Origin of the sequence: Vibrio sp. MM46 (assembly GCF_027587135.1) — a bacterium.
Classification (GTDB): domain Bacteria; phylum Pseudomonadota; class Gammaproteobacteria; order Enterobacterales; family Vibrionaceae; genus Vibrio; species Vibrio harveyi.
This window is the reverse complement of the sequence record NZ_JAPPTO010000018.1, coordinates 109,729-127,263: the sequence shown is the minus strand read 5'-3', so window position 1 is coordinate 127,263 and position 17,535 is coordinate 109,729. Positions and strand designations below refer to the sequence as shown.

Sequence of the window (17,535 nt, the reverse complement as noted above, 5' to 3'; positions counted from 1 at the left end):
TTGTTAAGGTGTGAGGCACGCAATACCAAAGCTCCCGCATACCACCTTAACCACTAAATCTAACGCATAGTAAAAATGCCACGCGTGCCGAATCACTCTTGAACAATTTGTTATGTAGCCGACTTTCAGCTTAGTGCTTTCTGACCAATTTGGATTTTGGGGGCAATACCAGCTTTTCGATACAAACTTAAAGCAGATTCATTGAAAGAATATACTTCTAAAAACAGCTCTTCTCCGCCGTTAGAGATAGCCCGTTCCTCAAATGCCTCTATTAGCGCCAATCCAACGCCTTGGTTTCTAAAGCATGAATCCACTACTATTTGTTCAATGCTCGCGATTTTTCGCTGTTTGAGCGTCCAAGACTTACGAACCCATAGCTCACCAAAAACAAAACCTACTAACTGCCCTTTGCTTTCGGCTACCAGAAAAATCGAGCTTTCACTTTCGATTATCTTGTGTATGTCTATTTTTTGTTCAATTTCTTCCGGTGATAAGAAGTCATCAGGTAAATTTGCTTGATGATACTCATTAAGCTGAAACTGTAGTTTCTTGATAACACTGATATCTTCAATGCGAGCTTGGCGAATATTTAACATATATAAATCCTTTTAACTTACCGTCTTCTCGTGGCTACATAACGCTTTCTATACGGCTCTAAGCCATCTTTCAGGCACGCTACCGCCTTCTTTCATGCAAAAGAAAGTATGCATGCTAGCACTTATCTGCATGAAACAAATAGAAAATCAGTATGAATCTGTGTGCTCAACCACGCAATTAGACGGCGCAGGCGTGCCTAATTCGTTTACACACGCTAATTTAATAAGACTGTATAAATAGCCAGTTAAAATTAAACAATGAAAAGTCAGTTTTTACTCAGCGTGAAAGAGCATATGATCTCACGTCACTATGCCAAGAAGACCATAGAAGCCTACCTATTTTGGATAAAGCGATACATACATTTCCACCAGCTAGCCCACCCTTCAAAACTTTCTGAAGATGATGTTGAAGGCTTTCTTAGCCACCTCGCGATTGAAGAAAAAGTGGCAGTAAAAACGCAGGCTCTCGCATTAAATGCTATCTCTTTTTTATACCGTGAATACTTTCAAATGCCACTTTCATTAAACATGCGATTTCAAAAGTCAGTGGCTGAAATGAAATTGCCAGTGGTGTTAACAAGGAATGAAGTACGCCGCTTTGTTCAACATATTGATCCACGATATAAACTCCATATTCAATTGTTATATGGTTCAGGGCTTCGAGTCATGGAATGTCTCCGATTGCGGATTCAAGATATCGATTACGATTATGGAGCAATCAGAGTTTGGCAAGGAAAGGGGGGCAAGAACCGGACAGTGACACTGGCAAAAGAGTTACATGAACCATTAAAAGCACAAGTAAACTTAGCAAGAGATTATTACCAAAAAGATCGTCATGTGGCAGGTTATGCGGGTGTAAATATAGCCGACGGCTTAAGTCGAAAATATCCTGGAGCCGAGCTGGATTTTAATTGGCACTTCCTCTTCCCTTCCACCAAGTTAAATGTCGACAACGAAACAGGAGAGTTTAGGCGTCACCATATCAATGAAAGCGCGATACAAAGAGCAGTGAAGCGAGCCGCAAAAGATGCAAGCATAGAAAAGTCAGTCACTTGCCACACGCTCAGACACAGCTTTGCGACGCACTTACTCGAGTCCGGTGCAGATATACGCACGGTTCAGGAGCAGCTTGGACATTCCGATGTAAAAACCACACAAATATACACGCATGTAATCGAGCGAGGTGCTGGCGGCGTATTGAGCCCTTTATCGAGCCTATAAAAAACAAAAGCCATCGAGTAAAACATCGGTGGCTTTAGCCATTTATGTGCAAAAGTCGTGCTAGTGGCGCTCTCCTAGCTTGACGTTTCCTTTGGAGTCAAACCACAGAGCTTGAGCGCGGCGACGAGCAATCAAAATCGGACCATCGTCGTAGAACAAGAAATTCTTCCAATGTTTTTTAAACGTTGACCACTTCGTCTCAATCACGTTGTACTTCTCATAGCAAAAGTACACGGTTACATCATCTTGCCAGTCAATAAACGTCGCCACTTCTTCTGGAAGTTCAGGTTCATCAGCTTCCCAAGCAGCCATCCAATCGACTTCTTGTGACCAGTTAGACTCTTTCATTGGCCAGTCTGATGAGCTTAAACGATCTGCATCAGGGCTTTGCGCACTGATGTTCTCTTTCCAGAACTGCGCGGCGCGAGCTTGACTCATTGGTTTGATAAACTCAAGGTCTTCTTCCGGCACTGGCATTGACTGGTGAGTAAAAATCCATTTTCTTTGGTATTCATCCAAAGGCAAATAAGACATTCAGTCTCCTTTCTTACGACTTCAACCAACCGTTCTCGGTGGCATCTTCAATCAGTTCTTTAGCCTTGTCCCATAATGTGACAGAGCCAAATTCAATTCTTTTATTGATGGTTAACGCTTGCTCTCGCGTCACCCCATTTTCTTTCCAACTTTGACCATCATTGTGGTAGTTGAGCAACATTGGAATAAGGCGGTCTAACGCCTTAGCGTATTTAGCATCATTACTTTGCGCGGCTTCAAATTCATGCCACAGAGCGAGCAGTTCTTCACCTTGATCGCTTGGTAACATACCAAACAAACGCTGAGCCGCTCTGAACTCTTTCTCTTCTTGCTCTTTAGACGCTGCCACATCATAAACAAAGGTATCGCCCGCGTCGATCTCTACCACATCATGAATAAGCAGCATTTTCATCACACGCGCAATATCAACTGGAGCATTAGCGTGCTCTTGCATTAAAACAGCCATTAGCGCAACGTGCCAGCTGTGCTCACCGCTATTTTCCAGACGTCCATCAGCACTTTTTACTCGAGTGCGTCGAAGTACGCTTTTCAGTTGGTCTAGTTCTATCAAAAGCGCTAACTGCTTTTCCAGCCTTTCCATCTATCGAGCCTCTGCATTCCAATTCGGGTTAGTCAGCGATGTCAGCACATGATCTTGCCACTCACCGTTGATCAACAAATAATCCTTTGCGTAACCTTCTCTTTCAAATCCGACATGTTGCAAAACAGCTTCACTTCGCGCGTTATGCGGCATGTAGCCTGCTTGAATGCGGTGTAACTTTTGTACATCAAACATATAGTCGCATGCCATTTTCAACGCGCGGCGCATATAGCCATTTCCTTGTGCATCTTCAGCGAGAGAGTAACCCACATTACAGGCATAAAATGGAAAACGAGTCAGGTTACTGAAAGAGAGCGTCCCGAGCATTTTACCTGATTCAGCGTGAACGAGTAGGCAGTAGTAGCCCAACCCCAATCTATGCAGCTCGTTCAGTTTTATCAACTTTTGTAGCCAGCCGTTGACAGAGTAAAATGCCTCTTCACGTTTTGGCTCAAAAGGCGCTAAATACTCTCGGTTTGTCTGAAAATACGCCGCAATCATATCGGCATCACCAATTTCTGCGGTACGTAGAAGCAAGTCGCCGTCCAACTTGTGAACGGCGATTGAGGAGCTTTTATCTTCCATTACGAATGACAACTTCCATTTAATTTCGGATTAATTTTCGGATAGCCCAGTTTGTACGAATACCCTAGCTTTTACGAATACCATAATCACGCAACTTGTTCGCGATAGAGGTATGAGAGACATTCAATCGCTTGGCAAGCTTACGGCTTGATGGGAAAGATTGATACAAACGCTCTAAAATCTGCGATTCGTAATCACGCATGATCTCATCCAATGATCCATCAAGGTTCAAGGTTGCGCTACCTCCGCCCATTGCTTGCGGTTGAGGCAGATTAAAGTTATCCGCTTTTAGCAAATGACCTTCCATCTCAGTCAGCGCGCGAAGCACCATGTTATCTAACTGACGCATGTTACCGGGCCACTGGTAATTTGCTAGCGCATCAACAAGTTCATCATCGAGTTCTGGTTTATCGATACCAAGCTGCTGAGCATGTTTTGTGACGAACAAATCCAGCAATGGTGCAACATCGTTCGAGCGTTTACGCAGCGGCGGGATGTTCAACGTTAGAACGTTGAGACGATAATACAAATCTTCACGGAACTTACCTGCTTCGGCAAGTTCGGCTAGGTTGTGCTTGGTTGAGGCAATAATACGCACATCAACATGCATCTCATCTTCTGCACCAACACGACGGAAGTTTCCATCTTGTAAAAAGCGAAGTAGTTTGATTTGTAAGTGCGCACTCATCTCGCCTATCTCATCGAGAAAAACGGTGCCGCCATTGGCTTGCTCAAAAATACCTTTATGCCCTTGCTCATGATTAAACGAGCCAGGTGCATGACCAAATAACTCGGTCTCCGCAACATCGTCCGGCATCGACGCACAACTCAGCACCATAAATGGCTTGCTCGCGCGTCCAGATCGGCTATGACATGCTTTTGCCAGCATTTCTTTGCCAGTACCAGTTTCACCCTCAATCAATAGGGGTTGGTCAAGCACTGACAGTTTTTTCGCTTGGTTCATCAACGCCTTATGGCGATTCGATAAACCAACAAAATGCTCGAATCCTAACTGGTTATGCAATGGCAGAGTTTCTTCTATCTGCACACCTTGCTGGCTAGAGCGAATAGTCATCAACGTACTAGCAAGAGTTGAGTTTTGCGCTTCGTCTTTAATGTAGACAGGCATCAACTCAAGAATGTAGTCCAAACCATCAATCACTAAGCTTTCACGAGTGCGGGCATTAACGCCTTCCGACCAACGAGAAAAACGAACACTCGGTAACAAAACTCCGATTTGAGTGCCAATCACATCTTGTTTGTGCTGACCAAGTAGAGACAATGCTGACATGTTCGCCATATCTACCGCACCTTTGAGGTCGATGGCAAAGACAGGATCTGGAAGATTATCTACCAAAGAGAGCAACTCAGTATTGTGGCGCTCCATTGGCATAAATTGGATTTTACGTACGTCTTTGACCCCCGGTATACGGCGGATTTCTGCCATTAGTTCGCTAAAGGTATCAAAATCAATATCAGGGCAGTTTAGGTAAATGATGCCACTAATATCAATTTCGATACCACGTAAATCGATGCTTTTAGACGCTAAAATATCGAGCAGTTCTCGGGTAAGACCGAGTCTATCTTCACAAAAGACTTCAAGACGCACTGAAAATATCCCAAATCACAACTGTCAGGAAAAGTTGACAGTAGTTTCTACCAAGCTTGGAATGGCGTCAAGTAATCCTCACCGTCAAAGGTGACATTGATTACGGTTTCATCGTGATTGATGCAACTTTCGCCACCACTTCTTTGCGAATCGCACCTAGTTTCACCTGACGCTCCGGATACCAAGGTAATGGACGAAGCAGTGCCATCGATTTGAGCCCTAGGCGCGCAGTCAAAATACCCACACCCAAACCCTGCCCTGCTCGCGCAGAGACTTTTCCAGCTAAATCCATCGACATCAGATCCATACTGGCATCAATCGCGAGCTCACTGGCACCTGCTGCTGCCATGTTAACGAACACTGCACGTAGCAGTTTGATGCGTGAAGCATACCCCAGCTCAACGCCATACACCTTCGAAAGATTGTCGATCATTTTGAAGTTACGCCATGCCACCAGCAACATATCAGCGGCTGCTAATGGGCTCACAGCCACCAACGCGGCAGATTCAGTTGCATGTTGCGAAACAATTTTGGTTGCGAGCTTGTCTTGCTGACTCACAACCATGGAATCATACATGTCTAGAATTTCGGCATCACTATGAGCTGGGTTTACGCTGTTTTTCCAACGATCAAACCCCGGGTTTTCTGCCAACACGCCGCTTTGCTCCGCCACTTTTTCACAAAAGGCTTTGCCCTTACCGACGCTTTGGCTAGCAATAAGCCCTTCGCTTTCTTCCTGCACACTAAAATGATTGCGAAGTTTACGCAGCTTCCATAGCTCTTTGCCTAGTGCACCCAAACCAAAAGAAGCGATAGTGGTGATAAAGCCAGCCCAGCCAAGAGCAAGCCAATCAGCAGTTTGTACTGCGGTAACGACAGAATCGACCGCCTGCCAACCAACTAAACCGGCAAAGGTTGCAAAGAGCCCCGTTGTCAGCCATTTGCGACCCACTCTCGGGCGAATGACATGTTCAAGCTGTAACTCTTGTTCTGTTTCATCCTGTTGCTCTTCAATCGCCACAGGTACGAAGGTTTCTTTTTCTGAAAACGTCTTTTGAGCCGTCAACTCAGGAGAAACACTCTCTTGATCACTTTGCATCACTTTTTCTGAGAAGACTTGTTTTTGTTTTAGTTCACTCATTTCAATTTGTCTCCCAATAGGTATTCCAATGCTTTGTCTAGGCGAATGTGTTTCATCGGCTCATCCGTTTCTGAAGGCATTGGACGGAAAGAAGTAAAATCAAAGCCACTGTTTTGCCAATAAGCGGTATTCGGCAGCTTCTTAGGGACTTCTCCCGGGAACATCGTCATTGGCTCCCCTTTTAACGTCGTGCCTTGCAGCGCGGGGACGGTTTTATCTCCGGAGGCAATAAAGCCTGACATGGTCGCTTGAATCGACGCAATGCTCATGCAGCTCATTTCAATGTTCTCGTACGCTGCGGTTTGCCATGCTGGGTGGACCATTTGCTGTAACAATGACACTAAGTGAGGGTGCTGATCTGGGGTCACGTGATCCGCTTTCGTCGCAGCAAACAGAACTCTGTCGATCTTTGGTGAGAACAAACGACGCAAGAAGCTACTGCGCCCATACCGGAAGCTATGCATGATCTGTTCAAGCGCTTGGCGCATATCATAAAAAGCTTCATCACCCGCATTAAGTGGCTGCAAGCAGTCGACCAGTACGATCTGTCGATCGAAAGTAGCAAAATGATGTTTGTAAAACGCTTTGACGACCTTTTGCTGGTATTCATGGTAACGCGCTTCTAGCATCGCGAGGTTACTGCCTTTAGAAGGCTTTACCCCTTCGTCAACTCGACACGGGAAAAACTGCAGCACTGGCGCACCAGCAAGCTCACCCGGTAAAACAAATCGACCAGGTTGCACCCAGTGTAGCCCTGAGTCTTTACAAGCATGCAAATAATCTGTGTATGCATTAGCAACCTGCTCAAGCTGTTTTTCACTGGCTTCTGCATTCAAATCCACAGAATCAAGCGCCTCTAACCAAGGGTTGGCAAGCTCAAGACGCTGACCTTTTAGCGCATCAAACTGGGTACGAGACCAGCTTGCAAAATCCATATCAAGCAAAGGTAAATCAAGAAGCCACTCACCCGGGTAGTCAATGATATCGACGTTCAATACCGCGGTTTTGCTCAGCAGCTTTTTAGTGGTTTTGTTCGGTTTATATTTGAGTGCAAGACGAATTTCGCTCACGTCACGAGTCGGCACCGGCCATTGGGGAGGTGTAGCATGAATTTGACTCATTGCTTCATCATAGGCAAAACGTGGCACCATCATGTTCGTTTGTGGTTCACGTTTAGCCCCAATCAGGCGCTTATCACGGGCCGCATTAAGCAGTGGCAAATTATCGTGTGTCGCAGTGTGCAGCAGTTGATTGACTAAAGAAGTAATAAAGGCGGTTTTCCCCGCTCGAGATAACCCAGTCACGGCGATTCGGACATTGGCGTCCATACCACGGCTGATAAAGTCATTCACTTCTTGCGTTATTCTTTTCATACTTTTTATTTATCTCATCAATTTCTGCTACGCAGTGTAATTTTACCAACCTTAATCAAAGATGAACAAAGTATTCACGGCAAAATCTGACGTTTAAAAACGCAAAAGCCTCTGAGAATTTCAGAGGCTTCGGGGATCTTGATAACCAGTTTACACTCTAATCGTCTTCGATAAGCTTGTAGATAACAAACAGTGCAATCTCCAAAATCAACCACAAGACACAAGTGATGGTGACGTATTTTTCATCGAAGATACTGATGCCGTGAAGGATCAAGTCGTAGCCCACAAAGCTACCGATCACAACCGCAAGGACTATTTGTAGAATTTGAATAAAACGAGGCATGCCGTCTCCTAATCATGGTCAGCATAACAACAAAATTTGTTATGCCTATAAGTTTATATCTGATTATATAGACAAAAAGTGCAGCTTTCGCTGCACTTTTGTCAAATGTTTGCTAGTTAAATCAGCACTTTGTCACATTCTCTCGATTGAGACGCCTGCGCCTCGCCGAGTCAGACTCCGCATGACACAAACCTTGTGACCTGACAAATTAGCAACTCGTGTCTTACGCTTCCATCTCTTGGATTTTCACTTTCCACGTATCTGGACCAATTTGGTGCGCATTTACACCATTCGAGTCCACTGCCACGGTAACTGGCATGTCTTCAACTTCGAATTCGTAAATTGCTTCCATACCCAAATCTTCAAACGCCACAACGCGTGCTTTTTTGATCGCCTTCGCAACCAAGTAAGCCGCTCCACCTACCGCCATGAGATAAACGGCTTTGTGGTTTTTGATTGATTCAACCGTAGCTGGACCACGCTCGGCTTTACCTATCATACCCATAATGCCCGTTTGCTCTAGCATCATGTCAGTAAACTTATCCATTCGCGTGGAGGTTGTTGGACCTGCAGGACCAACAACTTCATCACCCACTGCATCAACCGGACCAACGTAGTAGATGAACTTACCCTTAAGATCGACACCTTCTGGTAGACCTTCTCCCGCCTCTAGCATGCCTTGGATACGTTTATGTGCCGCATCACGACCAGTAAGGATTTTGCCAGACAGCAGAACGGTTTCACCCGTTTTCCACTCTTGGACTTCTTCTTTAGTGACCGTATCAAGGTTAACGCGACGTGTGTTCTCGCCTGCTTCCCAAGTAATGTCTGGCCAATCTTCCAGTTTTGGCGGCGTCAGCTCTGCCGGTCCCTTGCCATCAAGAGTGAAATGCACGTGGCGTGTCGCTGCACAGTTCGGGATCAAGCACACAGGTTTCGAAGCGGCGTGAGTCGGTGCAGTTTTGATTTTCACATCAACAACTGTCGTTAAACCGCCTAAGCCTTGAGCACCGATGCCAAGTTTGTTTACACGATTGAAGATATCAAGACGAAGCTCTTCTTCCGCATTTTGAGGACCACGGTCAATCAACTCTTGAATGTCGATGTGTTCCATTAGAGATTCTTTTGCCAGTACCGCTGCTTTTTCTGCAGTGCCGCCGATACCAATGCCAAGCATACCTGGAGGACACCAGCCAGCGCCCATAGCTGGTAGCGTTTTCTCTACCCATTCTGCTATGTCATCTGACGGGTTCAGCATGACCATCTTAGTTTTGTTCTCAGAACCGCCACCTTTCGCAGCAATTTGAATTTCAACTTTGTCTCCAGGCACCATATTAATGTGCACGACTGCTGGCGTGTTGTCTTTGGTATTGATTCGCTTACCAGCAGGGTCCATAAGAACCGAGGCACGCAATGGGTTATCTGGGTTTGTGTAAGCCTGTCGGACACCCTCATCCACCATTTGTTGTACCGTCATATCGGTCGAGTCCCACTGGACGCCCATGCCGATGTTCACGAAACAAGTCACGATCCCCGTATCCTGACAGATCGGTCGATGACCTTCTGCCGACATACGAGAGTTAATTAGGATCTGAGCGATGGCGTCTTTTGCCGCCTGGCTCTCTTCACGGTGGTAGGCTTTTTCAAGGGCTTGAACAAAGTCTAGCGGGTGGTAGTAAGAAATATACTGTAGCGCATCAGCAACACTGCTGATGACATCCTGCGTGCGTATTACCGTCATTGCATGCCTCATTATTGTTATGCTTTGCTTCCATTATTGGCTTGGCTTCAATCGTGTTTGTTGAGCTTATTGCTCTTGATGAGCTTTGTTTTTATAAACGTTTATTTTTAAACCATGTTTTATAAACAATTGTCGAACGGCTGATATCGACACACGAGTAAATGAAGTCGCCTTCTTTTATAGTAAAACCACCTCCAAGCCTTTGTATAGAGGTAGTTTGGCTATACAAGGGTTTATGATACTCTTGCTGCCCATGACATGCCATGCAGTGAATGAACTCTTTGTCACAATTTAAACAAATGAACAACATGGATACGCAATTGCTTGATTTTAAGGCATTGGATTACGCCAACGACCTCGCTCTTTCGCTATTTTCCCGTATTGAAAGCCAACCTTGGGCGATGCTTTTACGCTCTGCCTCGCAGACGCACATCGATAGCCGGTTCGACGTATTAGTCGCAAACCCAATCGCTACCCTTGAGACAGTGAGCAGTGACACACAAATCACCACATCAAACGAAAACTACGTTTCCCAAGATGACCCATTTTCTTTGCTAGAAGACCTTCAGCAGCGGCTACTACCACAGGTTGAAGCTGACACAAAATGGGATGTACCGTTTGTCGGTGGCGCACTGGGTTACTTCAGCTACGATTTAGGTCGTCGAGTCGAATCCATGCCTGATCTGGCAGACAAAGATTTGCGTACTCCAGACATGGCTGTAGGCTTGTATGAATGGGCGCTGATCGTAGACCACAAGCTAAACAAGGCGTGTATGGTCGGCAGAAACATCGAGCAAGCATGGCAATGGCTCAATGCGCAATCGAGCGCGGATGTTGAAGACTTCAAGCTGATTAGCGACTGGCAATCCAATATGACGCAAGCGTCCTACGCTTCTCGTTTTGAGCGTGTGCAACAGTACCTACTGAGCGGCGACTGCTACCAAATTAACTTAGCACAACGTTTTAACGCCGCCTATCAAGGCAGTGAATGGCAAGCTTACAAAAAACTGGAAGAAGCAAATCAAGCGCCTTTTTCCGCGTTCATTCGTATGCCTAAATCAGCGATTATTAGCGTGTCACCAGAGCGTTTTCTAGAGCTTAAAGATAACGTTATTGAAACCAAACCGATCAAAGGCACTCGTCCTCGCAGTCAAAATCCACATCAAGATTCCGCCAACGCGTTTGATTTACAGACCGCAGAGAAAGACCAAGCAGAGAACTTGATGATAGTCGACTTACTTCGCAACGATATTGGTCGGGTCGCGGCACCAGGTAGCGTACATGTACCGAAGCTATTTGATATTGAGAGCTTTCCCGCAGTGCATCATTTAGTGAGCACCATTCGGGCCAACTTAGATATTCGCTACTGCGCTGCAGATCTGCTTCGTGCATGTTTTCCCGGCGGTTCGATCACTGGTGCGCCGAAAGTACGGGCAATGCAAATCATTGAAGAGTTAGAACCTCATCGACGCAACGCTTATTGTGGCAGTATTGGTTATATTTCCCGTCATGGGCGTATGGACACCAGTATTACAATCCGCACTTTGGTCGCAGAAGACAAACGGCTCTACGCATGGGCTGGTGGCGGTGTGGTCGCAGACAGTGACTGCGCTGCAGAATATCAAGAGACTCTGGATAAGCTCTCAAAGATACTACCAGCGCTCAAATCATGAGCAAAAAACCTCAATCGAAATAAACAAAGCGGCACTGCAACATAACCGTGCCGCTTCTCTTTATATGTTCTCGTGCTCTCTATTCGTCTAACCACTTACACATCATCTGCTCAATATCCGCGGCAGTATATGGTTTGGTTAGGATGTCATCCATCCCAGACTCCACGCACTTTTGTCTTTCCTCAAGGGTGGTGCCTGCTGTTAGTGCAATAATCGGTCTGTGAAAGCCATTTTCTCGTAGCTGTACCGTTGCTTCATAGCCATCCATTTCCGGCATCCGACAATCCATAAAGATCAATTCGTAATCTTTCTCTTTCACCGCATCAAGCGCTTCTAACCCATTGTTTTTCAAATCTGGAGTAATATCGAGCTTTTTCAGCATTTGAGTCACAATCACTTGGTTCATGCGAATATCATCCACCACCAATACGGAACGCCCGGACAGGTCTATCTGATGACCAATTAAAACATCGCCAGCCGCTCTGCCCTGTGCTTGCCCTTGTTTCAGTGGCAATTTGACTTTAAAAATAGTGCCCTTGCGCGGCTCACTGAAAAAGCTGATTTCGCCGTCCATCAAATCGACCAAATTCTTACAAATCGCAAGTCCAAGCCCAGAGCCTTCAAAACTTCGCTTGGTAGAGCGGTCGGCTTGCACAAAGGGGTCAAATAAAGCTTGTTGCGCTTCTAGCGGGATACCAATCCCAGTATCTTCCACTTCAAACAGAGCGTAGCCATCGCTCCATTCGACACGAAGCACCACACCTCCAAGATTGGTAAACTTAATCGCATTACCAATCAAATTGACCAGAATTTGCGTAATACGTTCAAAGTCTCCAATCAAGTACTCAGGAATACCCAACTTCTTATCAATAGAAAAGTGAATGCGCTTTTCCGCAGCTTTGGCTGCAAATACGCCGGTCAAAGCATTTTCTAGGTCTTTCCAAGCAAATACTTTGTTTATGATTTCCATCATACCCGCATTCATCTTACTGAAATCGAGCAAGTCGTTAATAATAACGCGTAGCAAATCGCCTGATTGACTTAGATTACCAAGGTATTGAAGCTGCTCTTCCTCCAAGGGGGTTTTACTTAACAGCTCCGCGCTGCCGAGCACACCATTTAATGGCGTTCGCAACTCATGGTTAATCATGGCAACGAATTCTTTGGTCGCCTTTTCCGATGCTTCGGCACGCTTACGTAATTCAACTTCGCGTTCTAGGCTCAAGTGACGGCTAATAACGCCATGAACTAAATCAGACACTAATACCATTTGCTTGGAAATGAATTCTTGGTCAACTTGTTCAAGATCCACGGAAAACACAAGCTCGCCTAAAATCATTGAATCGATAATAATTGGCAGGTAAAGCTTCTGCGCTTGCCAGCGAGGCTTGGCATCGATGGGCGCATCATGAGCAAGATTAAGATGACCAAATTGATGACGACGCAACGAAGATAAATGCATATCGCTCAAATACAGGTACGCACCCGACACAACCGAATTAGATGTCAGTTGCTCCAAAAAGCTGGCAATCATGGTTTCATCAAAGGTGCTAGAAAGGAAGGTACGACCAAACTTAATCAACGTGGCATCGATTTGCTCTTCAAACTCAAACTTGCGCAAGTCGTGCTCTGACTGCATTTCCAGCTTTTTTAAGGCTACGCTCAGTTGCTGATTCGCCTCGTACAACTCTAAGCTTTTTTGCTCCAGCAGTGTTTCTGCTGCTTTTCGCGATGCCACTTCTCGTTTGAGTTTCCTTTCTAATGAGGAACTTCCTGCCATATTGCCTTATTGAGCCTCCAGCCAAAAACGAACTTGGCTTCCATCTTGCGACTGATTTTGGTGCTTAATGATCACCGTTTCATCAAAGTGGGTGGCACATCCTTTAATTAACCCCACACACACATGCGCCATGCAGCGCGCACTCCGATAATCGAACACCATCTCCGATTGAGTTTCACTGATAAAGTCAAATTGCGGTGGATTGGCATCTGGATAAAGCTTTTTCACTTCCACGTGAATAAAGTCTTCCACATGACGCACAAATTGAAACGTAGTGGAGCATTGCTGCAAGCTGGCATGGTTTGGGATTGATTTGAGCAGGTTTTGAAACACACACTCACCAAACACTTCTTGTAACTGCTCCGGCGGAATGTTGGATATTTTGCTGAGGTTGACAATCAACTTGACCAAATCACGATGATCATAACTGCCGACGGAGGTGTAGATGCCTTCATCATTAGATAAGTCGAGCACTTGGTCCAAAACTTCCAGACCAAACTTCTCTTCCACTAACTCCATGAACTCTGTGAAAATAATCCCTTTCATCGTCTTCAACTAACCTTATAGTGACGCCTTAAAATAAAGAATGGTGTATAAAGGTATAACTTTCAAATTAATATGCTTCAGCACACAGGTGTTTTCGGTAAAAGGATTGAGCATTGGTTATTGATAAATCGACATTACTGCAGAACTTCCAACTGCAAATGCCCACAGGCTATCATCGTGAGTCTTTGGGACGCTTAGCGCACTTAGAATCATTGAAGTTGAGAGAAGCGGCCGTATTGATTGGCTTTGTTGAACGTGAACAAGGTCTGCAAGTGATTTTGACCAAGCGTGCCGAGCACTTAAAGCATCATCCAGGGCAAATCAGTTTTCCTGGGGGCAAATTTGAAGATGACGATCAAGTACTTGTAAATACCGCCCTTAGAGAAGCAGAAGAGGAAATTGGTATTCATCAAACAGATATAAGGGTGTTTGGTCAGTTGCCCAAGCTACCTACTATTAGCCAGTTTAATGTGACGCCATTTTTAGCCTTTGTCTCACCAGACTATTCGACTCAGATCGACCCAAACGAAGTCGCCGAGGTTTTTGAGGTGCCAGCAGATCATATTTTGAATCCCAAAAAGCTTTACAGTACAAAATTCAAACTAAAAAACACCAGTCACCGTGTGTTTGCAATCCCCTATCAACAGCATTTCATTTGGGGAATGACAGCACAAATTATCGAATCGATGCAAAAACACATCATTTCTAACTAACTGTCTTATCAATGATAATCTTGCTTCTATAGCAAACATCATGTGCATCAATATTAATAAAAGGTTATTTTTCAAACATTCGTTCACATTAGTTTAATTTGGATTTTATATCGCAAACGCTTGCGGTGAGATAAATTTATACAATCGCCCCTTCAGATAAGTTTTTCTAATTTTACTCATTAGCAATAATCACGTGTAGCACGCCGTTTTCGTGATAAAAAGCAGGTTTTTGACATATCATTCAATAAGCTCGAGCAATACATGATTTAGATCTAATTTTCCTAGTGCAAAATCTTGCAAAATTGCTCCCGACTTATTTCCTGTTCCCAAAATGAGTAACTCAAAAATGAATACAACTACTTCTGCGGCTTCGACCGCACAATCGTCTAGTAAGTTTTCTTACAAAGACTTCACTTGGTGTCTGTCCCTGTTTGGTACAGCAGTAGGTGCAGGTGTACTTTTCCTTCCTATTAAAGCAGGTGCTGGCGGTTTCTGGCCATTAGTTATCCTAGCGCTAATCGCGGCACCAATGACTTGGTTCGCACACAAATCTCTCGCTCGTTTCGTACTTTCTGCGAAAAACCCTGAAGCGGACATCACTGACACAGTAGAAGAGCACTTCGGTAAAACTGGCGCAAACCTTATTACTTTTGCCTACTTCTTCGCTATCTACCCAATCGTACTTATCTACGGTGTTGGTATCACAAACACAGTTGACTCTTTCCTAGTCAACCAAATGGGTATGGAATCTATTCCTCGCTGGCTACTGTCTGGTGCACTTATCGCAGCAATGACAGCAGGTGTAGTATTTGGTAAAGAACTAATGCTGAAAGCAACATCAGCAATGGTTTACCCACTAGTATTTATCCTACTAGCACTTTCTTTCTACCTAATTCCTGATTGGAATACATCAATGATGGAAGTATCACCAAACTGGGGCGAAATGCCGACCATCGTTTGGCTAGCAATTCCAATCATCGTATTCTCTTTCAACCACAGCCCAATCATTTCTCAGTTCTCTAAAGAACAACGTCGTGTATACGGTGATGACGCAGTGAAGAAAACTGACGCTATCACTGGTGGCGCAGCAATGATGCTTATGGGTTTTGTAATGTTCTTCGTATTCTCTGTAGTACTTTCTCTATCTCCAGAGCAACTAGCATCTGCGCAAGAACAAAACATCTCAGTACTGTCTTACCTAGCTAACGTTCATGAGTCTCCACTTATTTCTTACATGGGTCCTCTAGTAGCGTTTGCAGCGATCACTTCTAGCTACTTTGGTCACTTCCTTGGTGCGCACGAAGGTCTAGTAGGTCTAATCAAATCTCGCTCTCAAACTCCTGTCAGCAAGATTGAAAAAGTATCGCTACTGTTCATCGTAATCACAACTTGGATCGTTGCTATCGTTAACCCAAGCATCCTAGGCATGATTGAAACAATGGGTGCACCGATGATCGCGGCAATCCTATTCTTGATGCCTGTATTCGCAATGCAGAAAGTACCAGCAATGGCGAAGTACAAAACTTCAGCACCTGTACAGATTTTCACAGCAATCTGTGGTCTTGCGGCAATTAGTTCTGTAATCTACGGCGCTCTTTAATCACAGCTGCTTTATTTAGCGTGATTAATCCAAGAATATAACGATAATAAAAAGCCTCCCAACTCCCCTTGGGAGGCTTTGTTCTGAGGTAATCGATATGATTAGTGTTTTTGACATCTATAAAATCGGTGTTGGTCCTTCAAGCTCACACACTGTAGGTCCAATGAAAGCGGGTAAAGAATTTATTGATGATCTTCGTGCAATGGGAAAACTGCGCGACATCACTAAAATCACCGTTGACGTTTATGGTTCACTATCACTGACAGGGAAAGGTCACCACACGGATATCGCGATCATCATGGGTCTTGCAGGCAACTCCCCTGAGAAAGTAGATATCGACTCTATTCCGGGCTTTATCGCTCGCGTAGAAGAAACTGAGCGCCTACCTGTTGGCATGCACTGTCATACAGTATCGTTCCCGAAAGATGGTGGTATGAACTTCCATACCACTAACCTTGAGCTACACGAAAACGGCATGCAGATCCACGCTTGGATCGATGACGAAAAAGTATACTCAAAGACTTACTACTCTATCGGCGGTGGTTTCATCGTTGATGAAGAGAATTTCGGTAAAGAAGTAGAGAACCCTATCAAGGTTCCTTACGAATACACAACGGCAGAAGAGTTAGTTCACCAGTGTAAAGAAAGCGGTCTTTCTATCAGCGCACTTGTGATGAAAAACGAACACTCTCTGCACTCTGATGAAGAGACTCGTACATACTTCGCAAACATCTGGCGCACAATGCGCGAATGTATGGATCGCGGTATGAACGAAGAAGGCATTCTGCCTGGTCCACTACGCGTACCTCGTCGTGCGGCAGCACTTCGTCAGCAACTGCTTACTTCTGAAAAGACAACTAACGATCCAATGTCGGTTGTTGACTGGGTAAACATGTTCGCTTTCGCAGTAAACGAAGAAAACGCTGCCGGTGGTCGCGTTGTTACAGCACCAACGAACGGTGCGTGTGGCATCATCCCAGCGGTACTGGCTTACTACGATAAGTTCATCCAGACAGTAACTGAAAAAGATTACATCCGTTACTTTGCGGCTTCTGGTGCAATCGGTGGTCTTTACAAGCGTAATGCATCTATCTCTGGTGCAGAAGTTGGTTGTCAGGGCGAAGTTGGCGTAGCGTGTTCGATGGCTGCAGCTGGTCTTGCTGAGCTGATGGGTGGTAGCCCTGAGCAAGTATGTATGGCAGCAGAAATTGCGATGGAACACAACCTAGGTCTAACTTGTGACCCTGTAGCGGGTCAGGTTCAGGTTCCATGTATCGAGCGTAACGGCATCGCGGCAGTAAAAGCGATCAACTCAACTCGTATGGCACTACGTCGCTCATCTGCACCTACGGTTTCTCTGGATAAGGTTATCGAAACCATGCTAGAGACCGGTAAGGACATGAACGCAAAATACCGTGAGACATCTCAAGGCGGTCTAGCAATCAAAGTGATTTGCTAATCCTCCCCTCTCAATTGAAA

At 45.1% G+C, this 17,535-nt stretch carries 16 protein-coding genes; 5 read left to right on the top strand and 11 right to left on the bottom strand.

Going from position 1 to position 17,535, the window contains the following annotated elements; translation table 11 throughout:
- Positions 1-125: 125 nt before the first annotated feature.
- Positions 126-596 (bottom strand): GNAT family N-acetyltransferase, encoded by a 471-nt coding sequence (locus OH459_RS19530; protein WP_221069493.1) that lies wholly within the window; start codon positions 594-596, stop codon positions 126-128.
- Positions 597-854: 258 nt separating this feature from the next.
- On the opposite strand from OH459_RS19530, the gene OH459_RS19525 reads away from it, so the two are divergent.
- Positions 855-1,817: an integron integrase gene (locus tag OH459_RS19525; RefSeq protein WP_029790024.1), complete on the top strand. Its 963-nt coding sequence runs from the start codon at positions 855-857 to the stop codon at positions 1,815-1,817.
- 60 nt (positions 1,818-1,877) lie between these two features.
- Here the strand turns inward: OH459_RS19525 and OH459_RS19520 are convergent, their stop codons facing one another.
- The 8 genes from OH459_RS19520 to OH459_RS19485 form a co-directional block, all read right to left on the bottom strand.
- Complete coding sequence (locus OH459_RS19520) at positions 1,878-2,351, bottom strand: DUF2947 domain-containing protein (RefSeq protein WP_053052350.1); 474 nt, start codon at positions 2,349-2,351, stop codon at positions 1,878-1,880.
- Between the two features lie 13 nt (positions 2,352-2,364).
- On the bottom strand, positions 2,365-2,952 hold the full coding sequence (locus tag OH459_RS19515; RefSeq protein WP_005445214.1) for an HD domain-containing protein: 588 nt from the start codon (positions 2,950-2,952) through the stop codon (positions 2,365-2,367).
- The gene (rimJ, locus tag OH459_RS19510) at positions 2,953-3,537 is read right to left on the bottom strand and encodes a ribosomal protein S5-alanine N-acetyltransferase (protein ID WP_047516397.1); all 585 of its coding nucleotides are present in this window, start codon (positions 3,535-3,537) and stop codon (positions 2,953-2,955) included. It lies immediately after the preceding gene.
- A gap of 64 nt (positions 3,538-3,601) precedes the next feature.
- Positions 3,602-5,146, bottom strand: coding sequence for a transcriptional regulator TyrR (tyrR, locus tag OH459_RS19505; RefSeq protein WP_009698366.1), 1,545 nt, complete (start codon positions 5,144-5,146; stop codon positions 3,602-3,604).
- Positions 5,147-5,246: 100 nt separating this feature from the next.
- Positions 5,247-6,287, bottom strand: coding sequence for a YcjF family protein (locus tag OH459_RS19500; protein WP_047516400.1), 1,041 nt, complete (start codon positions 6,285-6,287; stop codon positions 5,247-5,249).
- Positions 6,284-7,660, bottom strand: a complete 1,377-nt coding sequence (locus OH459_RS19495) for a YcjX family protein (protein WP_009698368.1) — start codon at positions 7,658-7,660, stop codon at positions 6,284-6,286. The genes OH459_RS19500 and OH459_RS19495 overlap by 4 nt, the downstream gene beginning before the upstream one ends.
- Positions 7,661-7,817: 157 nt before the next feature.
- Positions 7,818-8,003, bottom strand: a complete 186-nt coding sequence (locus OH459_RS19490; RefSeq protein WP_005433708.1) for a hypothetical protein — start codon at positions 8,001-8,003, stop codon at positions 7,818-7,820.
- Positions 8,004-8,226: 223 nt separating this feature from the next.
- A complete protein-coding gene (locus OH459_RS19485) occupies positions 8,227-9,744 on the bottom strand; it encodes a fumarate hydratase (protein ID WP_009698369.1) in 1,518 nt (505 codons plus the stop codon).
- Between the two features lie 308 nt (positions 9,745-10,052).
- Here OH459_RS19485 and pabB point away from each other — a divergent pair, with 308 nt between their 5' ends.
- Entirely contained in the window at positions 10,053-11,417 is a 1,365-nt protein-coding gene (gene pabB / locus OH459_RS19480) for an aminodeoxychorismate synthase component I (RefSeq protein WP_152930518.1), read from the top strand.
- A 79-nt stretch (positions 11,418-11,496) separates the two neighbouring features.
- Here the strand turns inward: pabB and OH459_RS19475 are convergent, their stop codons facing one another.
- Positions 11,497-13,197 carry an ATP-binding protein gene (locus OH459_RS19475; protein ID WP_269988174.1) on the bottom strand — a complete coding sequence of 567 codons (1,701 nt, stop codon included), beginning with the start codon at positions 13,195-13,197 and terminating at the stop codon, positions 11,497-11,499.
- 6 nt (positions 13,198-13,203) lie between these two features.
- Complete coding sequence (locus OH459_RS19470) at positions 13,204-13,743, bottom strand: heme NO-binding domain-containing protein (RefSeq protein ID WP_009698373.1); 540 nt, start codon at positions 13,741-13,743, stop codon at positions 13,204-13,206.
- Between the two features lie 113 nt (positions 13,744-13,856).
- Here OH459_RS19470 and OH459_RS19465 point away from each other — a divergent pair, with 113 nt between their 5' ends.
- The 3 genes from OH459_RS19465 (at position 13,857) to OH459_RS19455 (ending at position 17,515) form a co-directional block, all read left to right on the top strand.
- Complete coding sequence (locus OH459_RS19465; RefSeq protein ID WP_005445194.1) at positions 13,857-14,456, top strand: CoA pyrophosphatase; 600 nt, start codon at positions 13,857-13,859, stop codon at positions 14,454-14,456.
- 346 nt (positions 14,457-14,802) lie between these two features.
- Positions 14,803-16,056 carry an aromatic amino acid transport family protein gene (locus tag OH459_RS19460; RefSeq protein ID WP_005445192.1) on the top strand — a complete coding sequence of 418 codons (1,254 nt, stop codon included), beginning with the start codon at positions 14,803-14,805 and terminating at the stop codon, positions 16,054-16,056.
- Between the two features lie 97 nt (positions 16,057-16,153).
- Positions 16,154-17,515, top strand: coding sequence for an L-serine ammonia-lyase (locus OH459_RS19455; protein ID WP_005445190.1), 1,362 nt, complete (start codon positions 16,154-16,156; stop codon positions 17,513-17,515).
- Positions 17,516-17,535: the final 20 nt, after the last annotated feature.

Excerpts from the sequence above, each read along its gene's own strand:
- OH459_RS19530 (WP_221069493.1), bottom strand. The coding sequence starts at position 596 with ATGTTAAATATTCGCCAAGCTCGCATTGAAGATATCAGTGTTATCAAG.
- OH459_RS19525 (WP_029790024.1), top strand. The coding sequence starts at position 855 with ATGAAAAGTCAGTTTTTACTCAGCGTGAAAGAGCATATGATCTCACGT.
- OH459_RS19520 (WP_053052350.1), bottom strand. The coding sequence starts at position 2,351 with ATGTCTTATTTGCCTTTGGATGAATACCAAAGAAAATGGATTTTTACT.
- OH459_RS19515 (WP_005445214.1), bottom strand. The coding sequence starts at position 2,952 with ATGGAAAGGCTGGAAAAGCAGTTAGCGCTTTTGATAGAACTAGACCAA.
- rimJ (WP_047516397.1), bottom strand. The coding sequence starts at position 3,537 with ATGGAAGATAAAAGCTCCTCAATCGCCGTTCACAAGTTGGACGGCGAC.
- OH459_RS19500 (WP_047516400.1), bottom strand. The coding sequence starts at position 6,287 with ATGAGTGAACTAAAACAAAAACAAGTCTTCTCAGAAAAAGTGATGCAA.
- OH459_RS19495 (WP_009698368.1), bottom strand. The coding sequence starts at position 7,660 with ATGAAAAGAATAACGCAAGAAGTGAATGACTTTATCAGCCGTGGTATG.
- OH459_RS19490 (WP_005433708.1), bottom strand. The coding sequence starts at position 8,003 with ATGCCTCGTTTTATTCAAATTCTACAAATAGTCCTTGCGGTTGTGATC.
- OH459_RS19485 (WP_009698369.1), bottom strand. The coding sequence starts at position 9,744 with ATGACGGTAATACGCACGCAGGATGTCATCAGCAGTGTTGCTGATGCG.
- pabB (WP_152930518.1), top strand. The coding sequence starts at position 10,053 with ATGGATACGCAATTGCTTGATTTTAAGGCATTGGATTACGCCAACGAC.
- OH459_RS19475 (WP_269988174.1), bottom strand. The coding sequence starts at position 13,197 with ATGGCAGGAAGTTCCTCATTAGAAAGGAAACTCAAACGAGAAGTGGCA.
- OH459_RS19470 (WP_009698373.1), bottom strand. The coding sequence starts at position 13,743 with ATGAAAGGGATTATTTTCACAGAGTTCATGGAGTTAGTGGAAGAGAAG.
- OH459_RS19460 (WP_005445192.1), top strand. The coding sequence starts at position 14,803 with ATGAATACAACTACTTCTGCGGCTTCGACCGCACAATCGTCTAGTAAG.
- OH459_RS19455 (WP_005445190.1), top strand. The coding sequence starts at position 16,154 with ATGATTAGTGTTTTTGACATCTATAAAATCGGTGTTGGTCCTTCAAGC.